Annotated in this window: 15 protein-coding genes; all 15 read right to left on the reverse strand. The window is 60.0% G+C overall.

Going from position 1 to position 15,912, the window contains the following annotated elements; genetic code table 11:
* Positions 1–692 precede the first annotated feature (692 nt).
* The 15 genes from Q8L50_RS04355 to Q8L50_RS04425 all read right to left on the reverse strand — a co-directional run bounded on the left by Q8L50_RS04355 (position 693) and on the right by Q8L50_RS04425 (position 15,850).
* Positions 693–2,804, reverse strand: a complete 2,112-nt coding sequence (locus tag Q8L50_RS04355) for a hypothetical protein (protein WP_305347434.1) — start codon at positions 2,802–2,804, stop codon at positions 693–695.
* A gap of 15 nt (positions 2,805–2,819) precedes the next feature.
* Entirely contained in the window at positions 2,820–4,205 is a 1,386-nt protein-coding gene (locus Q8L50_RS04360) for a hypothetical protein (protein ID WP_305347435.1), read from the reverse strand.
* Positions 4,206–4,244: 39 nt separating this feature from the next.
* Positions 4,245–5,225 carry a GMP reductase gene (locus tag Q8L50_RS04365; RefSeq protein ID WP_305347436.1) on the reverse strand — a complete coding sequence of 327 codons (981 nt, stop codon included), beginning with the start codon at positions 5,223–5,225 and terminating at the stop codon, positions 4,245–4,247.
* A gap of 189 nt (positions 5,226–5,414) precedes the next feature.
* Positions 5,415–6,140, reverse strand: coding sequence for a hypothetical protein (locus tag Q8L50_RS04370; RefSeq protein WP_305347437.1), 726 nt, complete (start codon positions 6,138–6,140; stop codon positions 5,415–5,417).
* 60 nt (positions 6,141–6,200) lie between these two features.
* Entirely contained in the window at positions 6,201–7,241 is a 1,041-nt protein-coding gene (locus Q8L50_RS04375; protein WP_305347438.1) for a YeiH family protein, read from the reverse strand.
* A gap of 12 nt (positions 7,242–7,253) precedes the next feature.
* Positions 7,254–8,027 (reverse strand): ferredoxin--NADP reductase, encoded by a 774-nt coding sequence (locus Q8L50_RS04380; RefSeq protein WP_305347439.1) that lies wholly within the window; start codon positions 8,025–8,027, stop codon positions 7,254–7,256.
* Positions 8,024–8,329 (reverse strand): DUF971 domain-containing protein, encoded by a 306-nt coding sequence (locus Q8L50_RS04385; protein WP_305347440.1) that lies wholly within the window; start codon positions 8,327–8,329, stop codon positions 8,024–8,026. Before Q8L50_RS04385 ends, Q8L50_RS04380 begins: the two co-directional genes overlap by 4 nt.
* 64 nt (positions 8,330–8,393) lie before the next feature.
* Complete coding sequence (locus tag Q8L50_RS04390) at positions 8,394–9,257, reverse strand: ABC transporter ATP-binding protein (protein ID WP_305347441.1); 864 nt, start codon at positions 9,255–9,257, stop codon at positions 8,394–8,396.
* Entirely contained in the window at positions 9,254–10,216 is a 963-nt protein-coding gene (locus tag Q8L50_RS04395) for an ABC transporter permease (protein ID WP_305347442.1), read from the reverse strand. Before Q8L50_RS04395 ends, Q8L50_RS04390 begins: the two co-directional genes overlap by 4 nt.
* Before the next feature lie 20 nt (positions 10,217–10,236).
* Positions 10,237–11,706, reverse strand: coding sequence for an ABC transporter substrate-binding protein (locus Q8L50_RS04400; protein WP_305347443.1), 1,470 nt, complete (start codon positions 11,704–11,706; stop codon positions 10,237–10,239).
* A 78-nt stretch (positions 11,707–11,784) separates the two neighbouring features.
* Positions 11,785–12,114: a ferredoxin FdxA gene (gene fdxA / locus Q8L50_RS04405; protein ID WP_305347444.1), complete on the reverse strand. Its 330-nt coding sequence runs from the start codon at positions 12,112–12,114 to the stop codon at positions 11,785–11,787.
* Positions 12,111–13,097, reverse strand: a complete 987-nt coding sequence (locus Q8L50_RS04410) for a HEAT repeat domain-containing protein (protein ID WP_305347445.1) — start codon at positions 13,095–13,097, stop codon at positions 12,111–12,113. Before Q8L50_RS04410 ends, fdxA begins: the two co-directional genes overlap by 4 nt.
* Positions 13,098–13,106: 9 nt before the next feature.
* Positions 13,107–13,340: a ferredoxin family protein gene (locus Q8L50_RS04415; protein ID WP_305347446.1), complete on the reverse strand. Its 234-nt coding sequence runs from the start codon at positions 13,338–13,340 to the stop codon at positions 13,107–13,109.
* 23 nt (positions 13,341–13,363) lie between these two features.
* Positions 13,364–15,094: a fumarate reductase/succinate dehydrogenase flavoprotein subunit gene (locus Q8L50_RS04420; RefSeq protein ID WP_305347447.1), complete on the reverse strand. Its 1,731-nt coding sequence runs from the start codon at positions 15,092–15,094 to the stop codon at positions 13,364–13,366.
* Between the two features lie 15 nt (positions 15,095–15,109).
* On the reverse strand, positions 15,110–15,850 hold the full coding sequence (locus tag Q8L50_RS04425) for a GntR family transcriptional regulator (protein ID WP_305347448.1): 741 nt from the start codon (positions 15,848–15,850) through the stop codon (positions 15,110–15,112).
* Positions 15,851–15,912 lie beyond the last annotated feature (62 nt).

The raw sequence follows: 15,912 nt of genomic DNA on the forward strand, positions 1-15,912 counted from the left end.
GTGCTGTCGCGGCTGCCTACCCAGCGTGCCAGCCAGGTCGGCGAGCTGTTGCCGCACCGCTGGCAGCCGACATTTACCGTCGCCTGATTACCCAGTGCTCGGCGCGCCTGCGCGTCAATGTGTGTTCGCCGCGTGCTTACGACGCCTCAGCTCCAAACGCGACTCATCTTTCGCCCACAATGTGCCCAAATCTTCCGCGGATAGGGCGGATGCGAAAGCCATGCTGGAATTGGCTCTATTGTCTAGTCGTCTGGAGGCTCCTAGTGCCACCAGTTTGGCTTGGTACTGATACAGAATGTTAGCGACTGTGCTCGCATCCAGCCGCTTAAACCTCCAGCGGCCGGCCACTCCGGCTGGCCCTAGACGCATCAGTAGAGCCAGGCGCGTCATCCACAAGGCTCCTTCATCCAGAAGCTTGTCAAGGACAGGTGAGCCTGGCGCGTCACTGGGTAGATAGGAGGCAATCCTACGGCGCAGATCGATGCTCCGCATACTGGGTCTCATATGCGGAACCATTGTCTCCGTGGTCTCCCAGATTCCAAAGGTGCCGCCGTGCCCTAGCATCATCTGGCAGCGCAGGGCGCTGTCGACATCGAGATGCTGCAATCTTTCTAGAGGGAAGAGCGTCAGGGCTTGGCCAAGGGAAGAGTCTTGGTCAAGTGAGGACGGCATAGGCAATTTGTCGGGTGCATTCATACCAATTCCATCATGTCGGGGAGGGAACCCAATGGCAGGCCGGGCACGTAGTGCTCGCCAGTGGAAATTACATGCGCCCAGTTCCTGCGTGCTGCCAAGCTTTGGTTCAGGTCAAATTTGCGTAGGGCCATGAGGTTGTTTTTGAGTTCGATGTCAAAGTGCTCCTCGATCCATGTCTCAATCGGAAGGAAACCCTGCAGTGCCCGCAGTTCCTCCGCTCGCATGGCAATACCGTCCATCGATTCGGGCAGCAGAACCGCATGCTCGACGCACAGCATGCAGCGCTGCACATCACAGGCCCTACCCTCAGTAGCCTTAATGTGAGATGGCGGGTGGCTAGGGTCCTTGCAAGCGACCTTCATGCGGCTCTTCGGCAGGGTTCTTGCCTGAGCAAGAGTCTCTTCCTGTTCAGGCGTTACTTTTCCATAGCGGTACAAATGGGTGAGAATGGTCAAGTCGACCCGGCCCACCTCCAGTTCGTCCACCAGAATGTTGAGGAATCGCCTCGCGGCGTCGCTGGCCTCCTGGTTGAGAATGTTAGTGTTCGTATAACCACTGGCAGTGTCGAGCCGAGCATGGTTAAGGGCTTTTTTGACATGGAGCATGTTGCCATTGCCGGACCGGTATACGTAATCCGCAAACCACACCCGGAAGTGGTTCGCCACCACATGGGGAACAGCCGCAAGCAGTACTTCCGTATTCGCTTCCCGTCGTGCATTGGCGGCGAGCCGTTGCGTGTTAAGCAAGTGAACAACCTCGGCTAAATATACTGTCCCCACTCCGTTACTACTGCCAGTCATTCTGGATTGCAAGGTGAGCCAATTTACCTTAGAGAAGCGGTCGACAAACAGCCAGACGCTGCGTACTCCCTGCTCCAAAGACTTGACTTGCGCAAACAGTGCCGAGCGGACTTCGAAGTCCGCATCGTTCATTTCTTCATATTTGAGTTTCGCTTGGTCGAGTTGCTGCTTGAGTAATTCACGCAGCGGAGCGACACGCTTTAGATACGTTTTGATCAGATGACCGGGACCATCCAGGGTCTTCCATTGCCCGGTCACAAATTGCTCATTGCCGCCCGAGCGTTCTTTTTCTCCGACCAGATCGTAGGTTTCCGCGCTAAGTACGAAGCGGCGGTGAGGGTCGTTGGCGTTATCTTTAAAGTGGTCGATCAATATTCTTTTGGTTACGTCCAGGCGCCTCAACGTCGACGGGTTCCATCCGGTGTTCAACAGGCATTGATGCCACACCGCTTCTGCATCCCAGTGGGTTGGAAAGACGGATTCCCGCACAGACAATTTGAAGCTTCGCTTGGAATTGAGCGCCCACGGAGCGATACGATCTTGCAAATCACTAGGTGCGGGCAGTACCTTGCCGGTTTCTTTCTGGATGTGGCGCATGTACCTCACGTTCCGCCACAGTCCGGCTTCTTGTGGGTCGTCTGGTTCTGTGTCGCTTTGACTAAGCCGATCGGACTGCTCCCACCGCTCCAGAACTTTGCGGCAGGTACTCCTGATTGCAAACCGCACGGCGTTGCGTTGCTCTTGCGGCGGAATATGCTTTTGTACGTCCGGGTTCTCGGGCGATTCCCAATAGGTTTGGGGCTCACCAAGGGCCATGCGGGTGGTGTCCACGAGGCCTCGAAATGCTCCGAAGGCTTGACGAATAATCGCGCTGCGATATGCAAATTCGCTATGAACGTGTGTCAGGAGGCGGACATCGTCGACCCGTGTAAAGGGCTGTCCGGTCGTCGCTGCTGCTGCCTCTACTGCATCGAGCAACCGCCACCAGTCGCGAAGTGCGTTCATGTAGCGATTGACGGTTGCTTTGGCGGCATACAGAAGGGCTTCTTGAATGGCCGGAACCAGTTGGCGAATTAGTTCCGGTCGCCCTGTAAACGGAATGAATTTTGATCCACCTCCTTTTCTATTTTTTGTCACACTCTGTCCCGTGGCCAAGGGGTATAGATTGACTTCACAAGGTTCTTTCTGATGTTGCGTCCAGAACACTAATGGATCGCCAGATTCCGGGGAGTCGACTCGGATCGGGGCTGCCAGCGTGACGCCAGCGTGCTCCTTAAGGTGGTCCTTGTTGTATGTGCGGATGCTCACTCGTTGTTCGCCATGTCAAATGTCTTCTTCACTGAGCTTCTGCATATAGTTTTCATGGAAGTTCATGTTCACGCCCAGTCGGTCCGACACCCATTGCAGGTAGATCATGGTGGTCTCGCTTGAGACGTGCCTGAGTTGGCGCTGGACCGTCAATTCGATGAATCCCTCGATGTCTAGCGCCAAAATCTTGAGCACTGAGGGATTTAACTTGTTGTTGATGACGGATTCCAAAAATCCCTTTTGCTCTTCCAGGTGCTTCCACACCGTGCTACAGGCCCAAAAATCTCGCGCCAAGTGAGGTGACCATCCACGCGGGCACTGGGCGCTTTTTCTCGTCCAGAAATCATAGATTTGTTGCCCTGTGTAGCGATCTCCAGTGACGGGATTGAGGAACAAATGGACTGCGTTGTTTCGCAGGAATTCTGCTTCACGGACGTTTTTTGCCTTGCGCAGTGCAATCGTCAGCGCCTTGGGTCGAACCTTTTGACGGTACTCGTGCAGCTTGAGCGCCATTGGCATCGGCAGAAGAATGTCGCCCTCCGGGCCAATCTTGTCGCCATGAACTTTACCGTGGCCGCGCCCCTTGGTCCCGTACCGCAGCCTTACGCTGACGGCCTGATCTTTCAGCGGTCGGTCTTGGTTGACAACATCCCACTCGTCGGGATTAAGTGGCAGGGTGTCGAAACGCCATGCAGCGGCTTCTGCCCGGCGCACGGCGGTTTCTAGGATGAGATCAGCAATGAGCCCCTCAACCGCGCATTTTTCACTGACCCGAGTCAGCCATGCGCCAATGTCCTTTTCATCTGGAAGCCCAATCCGTCGCTTGCCTTCCCTGATTTTTCCGCGTCTGGCCTCCACAATCTTGATTTTCTGAGCGCCGCTGCTCCCACGACTGTCGACCGCGAACGACTTACGCACCTTTGGGATATGAAACGGTTCGCGCAGCCCTTTATCAACCGCCCACTGTAAGAACATGCAAGCGACTTCAACTCGTGAGTTAACAGTTTTTGCCGCTAGTCCAGCGTTGTCTCGCGACCAACTTCCCGCGCTCATTTCTCCCTGGTAGCTTTGAATTAGGTCGATTCTGTAATCGGCATGGAGGGGTTTTTTGCCACGAGCTTGGCAATATTCAAGATAGTTGACCAGCCAATGCGCGTAGTTGTGCATGGTTGCTTCGGTTGGCGGCATGGTTGAAGCTTGCTCAAGCCCGCGTGTCCCGACGCTCCACTCACCTAAGCCCAGATCAATGAGAAAGTGATTGGCGATCCGGTGGTAGCCGGGACGGCTGTCCATGATGAAGGGGAGGTGGGCGACCCGCCCGAAACCTCTTCCCTCAAGAAATTCTTGATTGGGATAGACCACCCGAAAAGCATAGTCGATAGAGTGTGTTGGAATTTCCATGTAGTCTGATGCTACATGGAACTATATTTAAATCAAGCGCTAATTGAACAGCTCTGTAGCGCCCGCGTTGTCCCCGCCCAGAATCACATAGTTGACCTTGCGGATGTCCATCAGTCGGGTGCCGCCTGAATAACTGATGGCACTCTGCACGTCTTCTTCCATCTCGCGCAAGGTGTCCTTGAGCGTGCCCTTGACCGGCTCCAGAATGCGTTTGCCCTCCACGTGTTTGTACTCGCCCTTGTTGAAGTCCGAAGCGCTGCCGTAATACTCCTTGAAGAGGCGGCCATCAACCTCCACGGTCTGGCCAGGGCTTTCTTCGAGGCCGGCCAGCATGGAGCCAATCATCACCATGGTGGCGCCAAAACGGATGGACTTGGCAATGTCGCCGTGTTCGCGGATACCGCCGTCAGCAATGATGGGTTTGGTCGCCACGCGCGCGCACCACTTGAGCGCCGACAGTTGCCAGCCACCCGTGCCAAAACCGGTTTTCATGCGGGTGATGCAGACCTTGCCCGGACCGATGCCAACCTTGGTGGCGTCCGCGCCCCAGTTTTCCAGGTCGATGATGGCCTCGGGCGTGCCCACATTGCCGGCAATCACAAAGGAGGAGGGGAGTTTTTCCTTGAGGTAGGCAATCATGCGCTGCACCGTGTCGGCATGGCCATGGGCAATGTCGATGGTGATGTAGTCTGGCACCAGGCCCTCGGCCACCAGTTGGTCCACTGTGGCGTAGTCGGCTTTTTTGACACCCAGTGAGATCGACGAGTAAACCCCGTGCCTGGTCATGCTTTTGACGAAGGCCAGGTTGTCCAGGTCAAAGCGGTGCATCACGTAGAAATAGCCGTGGTGCGCCATCCAGACGCAGATATCTTCGTTGATCACGGTTTTCATGTTCGCAGGCACCACCGGTATACGGAAGTGGCGGCTGCCCAGCGTGACGCCGGCGTCGCATTCAGAGCGGCTTTCCACGCGGCATTTGCGCGGGAGCAGCAAGACATTGTCGTAGTCGAAGATTTCCATGAATCCCAAGCCTTTTCAAACTGTTGATGAACAGAAGGCACTTGGACTGGACCGGTTTCTGGCTGCAGGGACTGCAGAAACACAAAACCGGGCGCAATTGCTTGGGCCCGGTGACTGATTCTAAGCGCTCTGCGGGCCGGCGCGCAGCCCCGATGGATATAGCCGCTATATGCAATGGCTGATGCGGGACTACCTCCCAGCGCAGCGCGATTGCGCTGCGGCAACAATGCGGCCTTGGGCGTCCTCCACCCAGCCGATCACGCGGACCCGGTCGGTGTTCATTCCGGGCGGAATGTCCATCGAGCGCGACTCGATGAAGTTAACCTGCTCTGTTTTTGATAGCTGCCTGCGCCCGTCCCATATGGGCTGAATAAGATTTCTAACCAGATTCCTGGCGACGGGCGTGCCTTCGGTGCCGGCAGGAATGGTTTCGACCAGCGCCAGCCAGGCGCTCCAGGGCTGCCCCGCTGCATTCGATGGCAGTTGTTTGTACGCGATCGAGGCGCCGATGTAGCCAGTGACTGGCAGGCCGTGCGCCACCCGCAGTTGGCCCTTACCGCCCGCCACCGTTGTCCTGCGGCTGCTGGCGCCTGCGGGTGGCGCTGCGCCCAGAGCTTGCAGGCGTTTGAGGCCGTCCCGAGTTGCCACGGCGGACAGCGGCGCGTCCTCGCCCTGGGTACCGGGCAACACCCAGTCTAGCGCCAGCTCGCGCGGACCTGCCCGCAAAGTCGCCGGATCGATCCAGCAATCGCGGCAATCGGCATTGATGAAGCGCTCCACCAGGGCGACAGGCCGGCTTTGGCCATCGCTAGCGCAGGATGATTGGGCGCGCGCCACGCCGGAAACACCGATACCAACAGCCAGAAGGTAGCCAGATAGCCATCCAGGCCAGGACGGGCCAAAACCTGTAATCATGAAAGTCCCGAAGAGTCCAAATCCTGCTGATGCTCGCTGAAGCTGCAAGCAGGTGAGACTTTAAGGGATTTCCATCCGCAGCCACCATGCGCCGGCCAGCATGAGCAAGCCTATCCATCCGGTGGTGAAGCCCATGAGCAAGGCAGTGCGTCGGCCCGAGCGTGTCAATTCGAGGAACGAGGTCTTCATGCCCAGGGCCGCCACACCTACAGTGAGGCAGGCTTGTGACGCCTGGCCCAGGCCTGTCTGCAGCGGGCGGGGCAGCCAGCCTAGCGAATGCATGACCGCCAAGGCGAGAAAAAGCAGCACAAATCCAGGCACCAGGGGCGGCCGGCCCGACGCTGGCAGCGCGGCACCGCCCGGCTGGCGAAAGGCCAGCGCCACACCCATGACAACCACAGCCAGCAGACTCACCCTGAGCAACTTGACGACGGACGCCGCATCCCCCGCCTGATTTCCGAGTGCATACCCGGCGACGACCACCTGTGCCACATCGTGAATACTGCCGCCGATGAACAGGCCGGCGAGGGCGGGCGGCAGATGCAGAAAGCTGGCAACCAGGGGGTAGGTCAGCATCGCCACCGTGGACAGCAAGGTGGCCAGCACCACCACAGACAGGGTCTCGCGTTCCCGCTCTGTGCTTTGCGGCAGTACGGCGGCAATCGCCATGGCGGCAGAGGCGCCGCAGATCGCGGTGGCGCCGCCCGCGAGCACACCCAGGGTGGCCGGCAGGCGCAGACGGCGCGCCATCGCCACGCCCGCAAGTAAAGTGGTGGCGGCGCCTATCACGGTGATGAAAACGGTGGGCCATCCCAGCGCGGCAATCTGGCTCAGGGTGATGCGTGCACCCAGCAGACCCACACCCAGGCGCAAAAGCGTGCCCGCGCAAAAGCGGACGCCAGGCGCCGTGCGGACTTCCGCGTGCAGGTAGTGCAGGGCCGTGCCAAAGAGCAGCGCGTACAACATCGGCGTGCCGCCATGCAGACTGGCAACAAAGCCCGCCGCCAGCGCGATCAGCGCGCACAGACCGGCCCCAGGCAAGGCCAACCCCCAGCTTTGCCAGGCGGGCATGCGCATCAGGTGCAGCATCATCGTGCGCATGCCGCGGCCGTCCTACTTGTCGACAAAAGCGCGTTCGATGACGTAGTGGCCCGGATGGCTCATGTTGCCCTCGGCCAGTCCCAGCTTGTCCAGAAACGCTCGCGTGTCCTTGAGCATGGCCGGGCTGCCGCATAACATGAAGCGGTCGCGCGCCGGGTCCAACGCGGGAAGCCCTGCCTCCCGGCACAGCTGACCCGTTTCCAGCAATGTCGGGATGCGCCCTCGATGACGAAAGGCTTCGCGCGTGACGGTGGGGTAGTAGACAAGCTGCCGCGTGACTTGCTCGCCAAACCATTCGTTGCGCGGCAGGTCGGTGGTGATCAGGCCGGCATAGGCCAGCTCGCTCACCTGGCGGCAGCCGTGCACCAGCACGACTTTTTCAAATTGCTCATAAACCTCGGGGTCACGGACCATGCTCATGAAGGGTGCCAGCCCGGTGCCGGTGCCCAGCAGGTACAGCGTGCGGCCGGGAAGGAGGTTCTGTGTCAGCAGCGTGCCCGAAGCCTTGCGCCCGACAAGGACAGCATCGCCCGGCCGGATGTGTTGCAGTCGGGAGGTCAGGGGCCCGTCAGCCACCTTGATGCTGAGAAATTCGAGCGTTTCTTCGTAGTGAGGGCTCACCATGCTGTAGGCGCGCATCAAGGGTCGCCCGTCCACATTCAGCCCGATCATGGTGAACTGCCCGCTTTGGTAACGAAAGCCCGGGTCCCGGGTACATGTGAAGGAAAACAGCCGGTCCGTCCAGTGGTGCACCGTCAGGACTTTGGCCTCGAAGAAGTTGCTCATAGGGAGCCTCCCGATGAAAGTTCGTACAGATAGGGCCAGGGGTAAATGCCGCGGTCGTGGCCGTCGCTGAACGCCAGGTTCAGCCCTTTGTCGCCCACGGGCTCGATCGCCACCAGGCGCATCGCCGGGTCGGCCTGGGTGGGAAGTGTGCCGCTGCGCCGCCGCTGCTCGCAGCCGCCGCAGCGACACTGCAATCGCAGCAAGCCGTGCGAGAGGTGGCCCACGCTGCCATCCGGCCAGGCGATTTCGAGCACCCCGCTGCTGCGGTGGTCGGTGATGTCGGAGGGGTAGATGTGGTGCATGGTTGTGGAGCCCGGGAAGCCACAACCCGAAAAGGCCGAAGCGTCTGGCGGGCCGTTTGCACGGTTAAATCAGTTCACCAACGCCTCTGGCATCAACATCGACCGCAAAACCTTCCAGACCACCGCTGTCGAGTTCGTTGCCCATGGCCGCCAGGCTTTCTTCGCGGATCAGGTTGCGCAGCTTGTGCAGCACTTGCGTGAAGGCCACAGAAGACATCATCTCGGCTGTGCGCGGTCGCGGCAAAGGGATTTCGATCTCGGCCTTGATGCGACCGGGGCGGGCCGTCATCACGTACACGCGGTCTGACAGAAAGATGGCTTCTTCGATGTCGTGCGTAATGAACAACACCGACAGCCGCATGCGCTGCCACATGTTGGTGAGGATCTGTTGCATCACCACACGGGTCTGCGAATCGAGAGCCCCGAAAGGCTCGTCCATCAACATCACCTGCGGGCTGGTGGCCAGCGCACGCACGATGCCCACGCGCTGCTTCATGCCGCCGGAGAGCTGATCGGGGTAGTGGTTCTCGAAGGCCAGCAAACCCGCCAGTCCGAGCAAGGTGCGCGCCGTGGTCTCGCGCTTGTTCTGTGCCATGTTTTGCATCTTCAGACCGAACTCGACGTTCTTGCGCACCGACATCCACGGGAACAGCGAGTACTGCTGGAACACCACACCGCGGTCTGAACCGGGGCCGGTGATCTTGCGCCCGTCGAGCAACACGTCACCCTGCGTGGCCTGGCTGAAACCCGCCACGACATTGAGCAGGGTGGATTTTCCGCAGCCCGAAGGCCCGATGATTGAGACGAACTCGCCGGGTCCAACATGCAGCGAAACATCGTTGACCGCGTGAACACGCTGCTGCGCGCTGCCAAAGACCATGCTGAGGTTTCGCACCTCGATATGGCCGCTGCTGTGGGTGGGGTTCATGAACGACCTCCGAGCTTCGAAAATTCAAGCCAGGGCATGAGAAGTTTGCCCGCGATACGAATGAGCCAGCTGCACAGCAGGCCCAGCACCCCGATGGTGATCATCCCCAGCACGATGTCGGCGTAGGCGATCAGCGAATAGGCTTCCCAGGTGAAATATCCGATCCCGAACTGGCCCGAGATCATCTCGGCTGCAATCAGCGATACCCAGGCCACACCCATGCCAACGGCCAGACCGGTGAAGATCTGCGGCGCGGCGCCGGGCAGCACCACGTGCCACATGATTTGCCGCTCCTGGGCACCCAGGCACTGGCCGGCGCGCAGCAGCACCGAGTCCACCGCCTGTACGCCGCTGACGGTGTTGAGCAGGATGGGAAAAAAGGCGCCTATGAAAGTGATGAAGACGATGCTCACCTCGTTGTCGGGCCACAGCATGATGGAGATCGGCACCCACGCGATGGCTGGGATGGGCCGCAATGCCTCCATTGCGGGAAACAGCAGCTCATGCATCCGGCGGTAGCGTCCAATCACAAGGCCGATCGCGATGCCGAGCACGCCGGCCAGCGCAAAACCGATGAAGATACGGCGCAAGCTCATGCCCACGTTGGTGATGAATTTGCCGTTGCTTCCCGCCTGCACGACCGATTGCCACACATCTGCAGGGGTGGGGATGTTGGCGAAGCGGATGTAGAAATCAACCCTGTAGGTCGTGACGAGATGCCAGAACAACACCATGCCTGCGAGCGAGCACACCGCCAGCACGGCCGCAATGCCCTGGCGCCGAACCCAATCGCCCAGCCATGCAGCAGCGCTGTTTGGCGCTACGACCAGACGGGCGCGGGGTTCGTGCCCGGTTGCCGGCTGTTTGATCACCTCGCTGAGGTGGTTCGGCGGCTCGGTCGTAACGCGGGTGACAAAGGCTTCTGCGTCGTCGACGCGGCGCAGCGGGGCAATGGACATGGTGGGCTCCGGCAAGCTGATCAGAAGGGAGCCGACGCGATCGTCAGGGCTTCGCTATAGCTGGCGAGCTTGCCGCCGATCTTGGCCGCGTGGCTTTCGGCGTCTTTCTTGAGCAGGAAAGGCACTATGACCGGTTTCTTGCTGTCGCTGGCGTTGATGGCATAGAAGGCTTTGTCGGCAAACACCTTGATACCCAGTGCGTGGTCAATCAGGTAAGCCACCCGGATCTTCTTGCCCGCACTTTCAAGCTTGGTGATGGCGCCCAGTGTGCAAAGCGGCGAGGCGTGCGGCTGCACCCCGGCGCCTTCTACCCATACTTCGCCAGCTTCCTTGGGGCGCGCGACGAGGGTCTTGCACAGCTTGTCAGAGCCAGTGATGTCGAACGACGCCATCGACTGCTTTTGCGCGTCGTAGTCGAGCTTGACCTGCTTGAATGCCTCACGCACATAGGTTTCGTTGACCCAGGCGTTGATGTCGAGCGGCTTCACGCGCTTGAGCTCGGTGAGCACGCCGTGGCCGATCTTGATCGTGTCGAGCCAGCGCGGCTTGATGGTCGGATCGAGCGTGTGAATGCCACCCGGGCCGAGGTAGAGATAGGCCACTTCCTTTTCGATCTTGGTCCATTCTTCCACCTTGGTCACTGCGCGTACCGGGTCGGCCTTGAGCCATGCGTTGGCTTCCATCAGCGCGCGGATGTACGCAACCACCACCTCGGGATACTTCTCGCCGAAGTCCTTGCGCACGATCACGCCGTGGAAGGTGGGCACGTTGGTCTGCACGCCGTCGAAGATCTTGCGTGCAAAGCCACGGTAGGGCAGCAGATCGGCGAAGGGTACGAAGTCGGCGTGCGCGTCGATCTTCTTTTCCTGCAGGTTGGTGGTGCCGACCTCGGGGCTCTGACTCACCAGGCTGAAGAAGTCGGGCGGCAGATTGCGTGACTGCAGCGCCTGCAACACCATGCCGTGCGCGGCCGAACCGAAGGGCACGGAGACGAGCTTGCCCTTGAGGTCGGCGAACTCGTAGTACGGCGAATCCTTGTGCACCACGATGCCATTGCCCGAGCCAAAGGCGTTGTAGGCAATGGTGGCGATCAGCTGGGTCTCGTTGCCCGGCTGTGACTGGCCGGTGGCGCCGGCCACCAACAGCGGGTAGTCACCCATCATGCCGATGTGGATCTTGTTGGCCATCATGCCGTTGATGATGGGCGGGCCCGAGGTGGCGTTTTGCCAGTCAAGCTTGAATTCGATGTCTTTGTACTTGCCGGTTTTGGGCAGGTATCTTTCGATAAGCTGCATTTCCTTGAGCACTACCCCACCGGTGACGGTGTTGGTGGTGGTGTTCTGGGTGCCAATGCCGATGGTCACCACCTGTTTGGCCTGTGCCGCCGCCAGGCCAGGCAGCAGCGCAAGGGCCAGAAGGAGGGTGGGCCGCCAGTGCGGCTTCGGGAGCTTGGCGTGAAAGGACGAAAGGGCAGAAATGTAAGAAGTCATCATGATCTCCAGGCTGGGTTCACAAGTGCTCGGGTTCGGTACCGCAAGATCGGTACCACGTCTGTCTCCTTCGGCAAATCAGGCGCTCTCGGTAAGCTGCGCTCTTTTGTCCTGTCGGTTTGCCCAGTCGTCGGCGTCGGGCAGTGGTTCCCGCGACTGGGTAATCAAAGGCCATTTCGCGGCCAGTTCCGTGTTCAATGCCAGGTACTCCAGCTGACCGGCGGGCAGGTCTTTTTCCTCAAGAATGGCCTCGACCGGACATTCCGGGATGCAGACACCGCAATCAATGCAGACCTGTGGGTCGATCACCAGGAAGTTCGGCCCCTCATGAAAACACTCCACGGGGCAGACAGCCACGCAGTCGGTGTATTTGCAGCGTATGCAGGCTTCGGTGACAACGTGTGTCATGGCAGGGCTCCCGTGACAATGGCTCCGCTCATCTGGATACTGGCCAGGGCCAGCTTGGCGAGCTTGCGGACATCGGGGTCGCTGTCGTGGAGGGTGCGCTCCAGGTGGGTGATCGCGCGGGGGTCTCCCACTTCGCCCAGAGCGATCACCGCTTCCTTGCGCAGGTTGCTCACGCCATGCTGCAGGGCCTGGCAGAGCACCTCGACACCGCCCCTGGCCTTGAGTTTGCCCAGGCTGCGGGCCGCCTTGACCCGAACCTGCCAGTATTCATCGTCCATCGCACGCACCAGATCGGGAACGCCCAGCGCAGAGCCCAGTTTGGCAAAGGTGGTGGCGGCTTCCTCGCGGACTTGCCAGGCAGGATCAGCAAGGGCCCGGCTCAGGGCCGGGTGGACGCTGATTTCGGACGACTCGCCGGCATAACCCAGCGCGCCTACAGCCACGCGTCGCACGTCCGGATCAGGGTCATGCACCGCAGCCTGCGTCAGGGCACCGATGGCCTGCGGATTCTTCAGGTAACCCAGCACGCCGACCGCAGCAAGCCTGACCAGCGCTTCTTCGTGTTGCAGGGACTGCAGGGCCGGATCAAAAGCTTCGTTGACCCGCAAGGCCCGCACGGCATGCAGCGCGGCGGCACGGACGCCGGGGTCGCTGTCAACGAGATAAGGCAGCAGTGGCGTGGCTGAAGCGGCTTGCTTCAACTCGGCCAGGGTGTAGGCGACGGCGTCTCGCACTTCGGCAGAACTGTCCTTGAGCAGAGGCACCAGTTTCACCAGTACTTCGGCTTCCTCGAAACCTTCCAGCGCCTTCGCGGCTTCCAGCCGGACTTGCGCATCGGTATCAGCGAGGGCTTCTGTGAGCAGCGGCGCAACGTCGTCTTCCTCGTCGGTGTAAGGCAGGTCGATCACGGCGATACGGCGTACGCCGGCATCGGGGCTGCGCAAACGCTCGTGGATGCTGGCGGGGATCGTCATGGCGTTCATGTCAGGACCTCACCGCACCAGATAAGGGATGTTGACGTGTACCGCGCCGGTGGGGCAGTCCTTTTCGCAGGGCATGCAGTACCAGCATTCATCGAACTTCATGAAGGCCTTGTTCTTCACCAGGTCGATGGCCAGAACGTCCAGCGGGCAGACGTCGACGCAGACCGTACAGCCCTTGTCGGCAATACATTTTTCTTCGTCAACAACAACGGGGGCCTGGGTGCGGGTGATGGCGATGGTCATGGGTGTTTCTCCTGGGGTGTGGTTCAGGCGGCCTGGGCAGGACGGGCGACGCGCAGGCGTTGATAGGCGGACTTTTCCTGTTCGTTGAGCTCGACCACATAGGGCTCGATGGCACGTTTTCGGAAGACGGCGTTGCCTTTTGCGTCGCTGGTGACGTTGGTGTGGCAAAACCAGTTTTCGTCGTCTTTTTCCGGATGGTCCACACACAGGTGGTACAGGCCCCAGCGGCTTTCGGTGCGAAACAGGGACGCGCGAGCCGCAAGCTCCGCGCAGTCGCGGATGGTGTGGGCTTCCATGGCACGCATCAGCTCGTGCGGGTCGGCGGCGATCATGGAATCGAGGTCTTCACGGATCTCGTCGAAGCGCTGCAGGCCGATTTCCATCTTGCGCGTGACCTTGGGCGGTTGCAGGTAATCGTTGACGATGCGGCGGGTCTTGTATTCCACCTGGAAGGGTGTCAGACCCTCGGCGCGGGACAGCGGCGCGAGAACGCGTTCGCGTTCGGCCTGAACCTTGTCCTGCTCGAAGCGTGGCTGCTCGATACCCGAGACATAGTCCGCTGCGTTTTCTCCGCAGAACTTGCCGTAGACAAAAGCGCCCAGCATGTAGTTGTGCGGAATGCTGGCGCAGTCGCCAGCGGCGTAGAGACCTGGTATGGAGCATTCGCCCTTTTCGTTGGTCCAGATGCCTGAGGCGCTGTGGCCGCTGCAAAAGCCGATCTCCGAAATGTGCATTTCGATCATGCTCTTGCGGTAGTCTGTGCCCCGACCTTCATGAAAGCGCCCGCGGCTGGGGCGCTCGTTGGTGTGCAGGATGTGCTCGATCTCCGAGATGGTTTCTTCGGCCAGGTGGTCGAGCTTGAGGAACACGGGGCCTTTGCCACCTTCGAGTTCATTGAAGAACTCCATCATCATCTGGCCGCTCCAGTAGTCGCACTCGATGAAACGTTCGCCGGCATTGTTCGAGGTATAGCCGCCGAACGGACCCGTCACATAGGCGCAAGCGGGGCCGTTGTAGTCCTTGATCAGGGGGTTGATCTGGAAGCACTCGAGGTTGGTGAGCTCGGCGCCCGCGTGGTAGGCCATGACATGGCCTTCACCACTGTTGGTAGGGTTTTCGTAGGTGCCGAACAGGTAGCCCGAAGCCGGCAGTCCCAGCCGGCCGGCAGCACCGGTGCAGATCACCACCGATTTGGCCTTGATGACGTAAAAATCGGCGGTGCGGCAGTCGAAACCCATGACACCGGCGACCTCACCAGACGGGCCGGTGAGCAGGCGCGTCATGACCACGCGGTTGGTAATCTCGACACGTGCCCGCTTGAGTTGTCGATACAACACGCGTTTCATGTGGTGGCCCTCCGGCATGGGCAGCACGTAGCTGCCCAGATGGTGAACCTTGCGTACCGCGTAGTCGCCGGTTTCATCCTTCTCAAACTTGATGCCCCATTTGTCGAGTTCTTCGATCATGGCGAAGCTGTTGGCGGCGTAGGCGTACACACCTTTCTGGTCCACCACGCCATCGTTGGCAACGGTGATTTCCTTGGTGTATTGTTCCGGGGTCGCATGGCCGGGAATGACGGCGTTGTTCAGCCCGTCCATGCCCATGGAGATGGCACCGCTGCGCTTGACGTTGGCTTTGTCTATCAGCAGGACCCGCAATTTCGGGTTCTTCTCCTTGGCTTTGACCGCCGCCATGGGACCACCTGTCCCTCCACCGACCACCACGATGTCGTACTCGAGTTCAATCGTTTTCATAGTTGCCTTTCGATTTCAAACGTGTTGGACAGGAACGCGGTCAACGCGAACCCGGTACTGGAAGGCGTCGCCGCGGTAATACAGGTGCTCGTAGTCCACGGGCGTACCGTCGCTGGTGTGGGTGGTGCGCTCGATGACCAGCACGGGTGAACCTTCCTCCACGCGAAGCTGCGCGGCAAGGGTGTCGTCCGCCAGGGTTGAACCGATCTGAAGATCAGCATGACCCAGCGACAGGCCGTAGTCGTTTTCGAGAATCACGAACACATCGCGGGTGGCGAGGTCTTCCTTGGCCAGCCGGTTGCCGAGTGCGGTCGGCAGGTAGGTGACGTCCAGCGAAATCGGTTCGCGGTTGAGGAAGCGCAGCCGCTGCAGTTCGGTGACGCGCGCTCTTTTTGGCAACTGGAGCCGCTCTTGTACCTGTGCAGTCGGCGTTACCGTGCGAATCGAGACAACACGTGCAAAGGTCTCGTAGCCCATCTGGCGCATGGCCTCGCCAAAGCCCTGCAGCCGGCCCAGGTCCTGGAAGGCTTTGGGTTTGGAGACAAAAGTGCCCTTGCCATGCATGCGAAAAATCAGGCCTTCGTTCTGCAAGTCGTTCAGCGCCTGGCGCACCGTGATGCGGCTCACATTGAAGAGCGCCATCATTTCGCTCTCTGAGGGCATCTGCTGATGCGGCTGGTAGCTGCCGTCAAGAATGCGTGCCCGCAGGATGTCCTTGATTTGTGCGTACAGCGGCGTCGGCGATTGGGGTTGCATGACTGCCTCTGTTGCGGTTAGCGAGCTCTCCGGAACCGCGTGCAGAGGGGTGTTGCGAGGCC

Source organism: Polaromonas sp. (assembly GCF_030680935.1).
Taxonomy (GTDB): Bacteria; Pseudomonadota; Gammaproteobacteria; order Burkholderiales; family Burkholderiaceae_C; genus Polaromonas.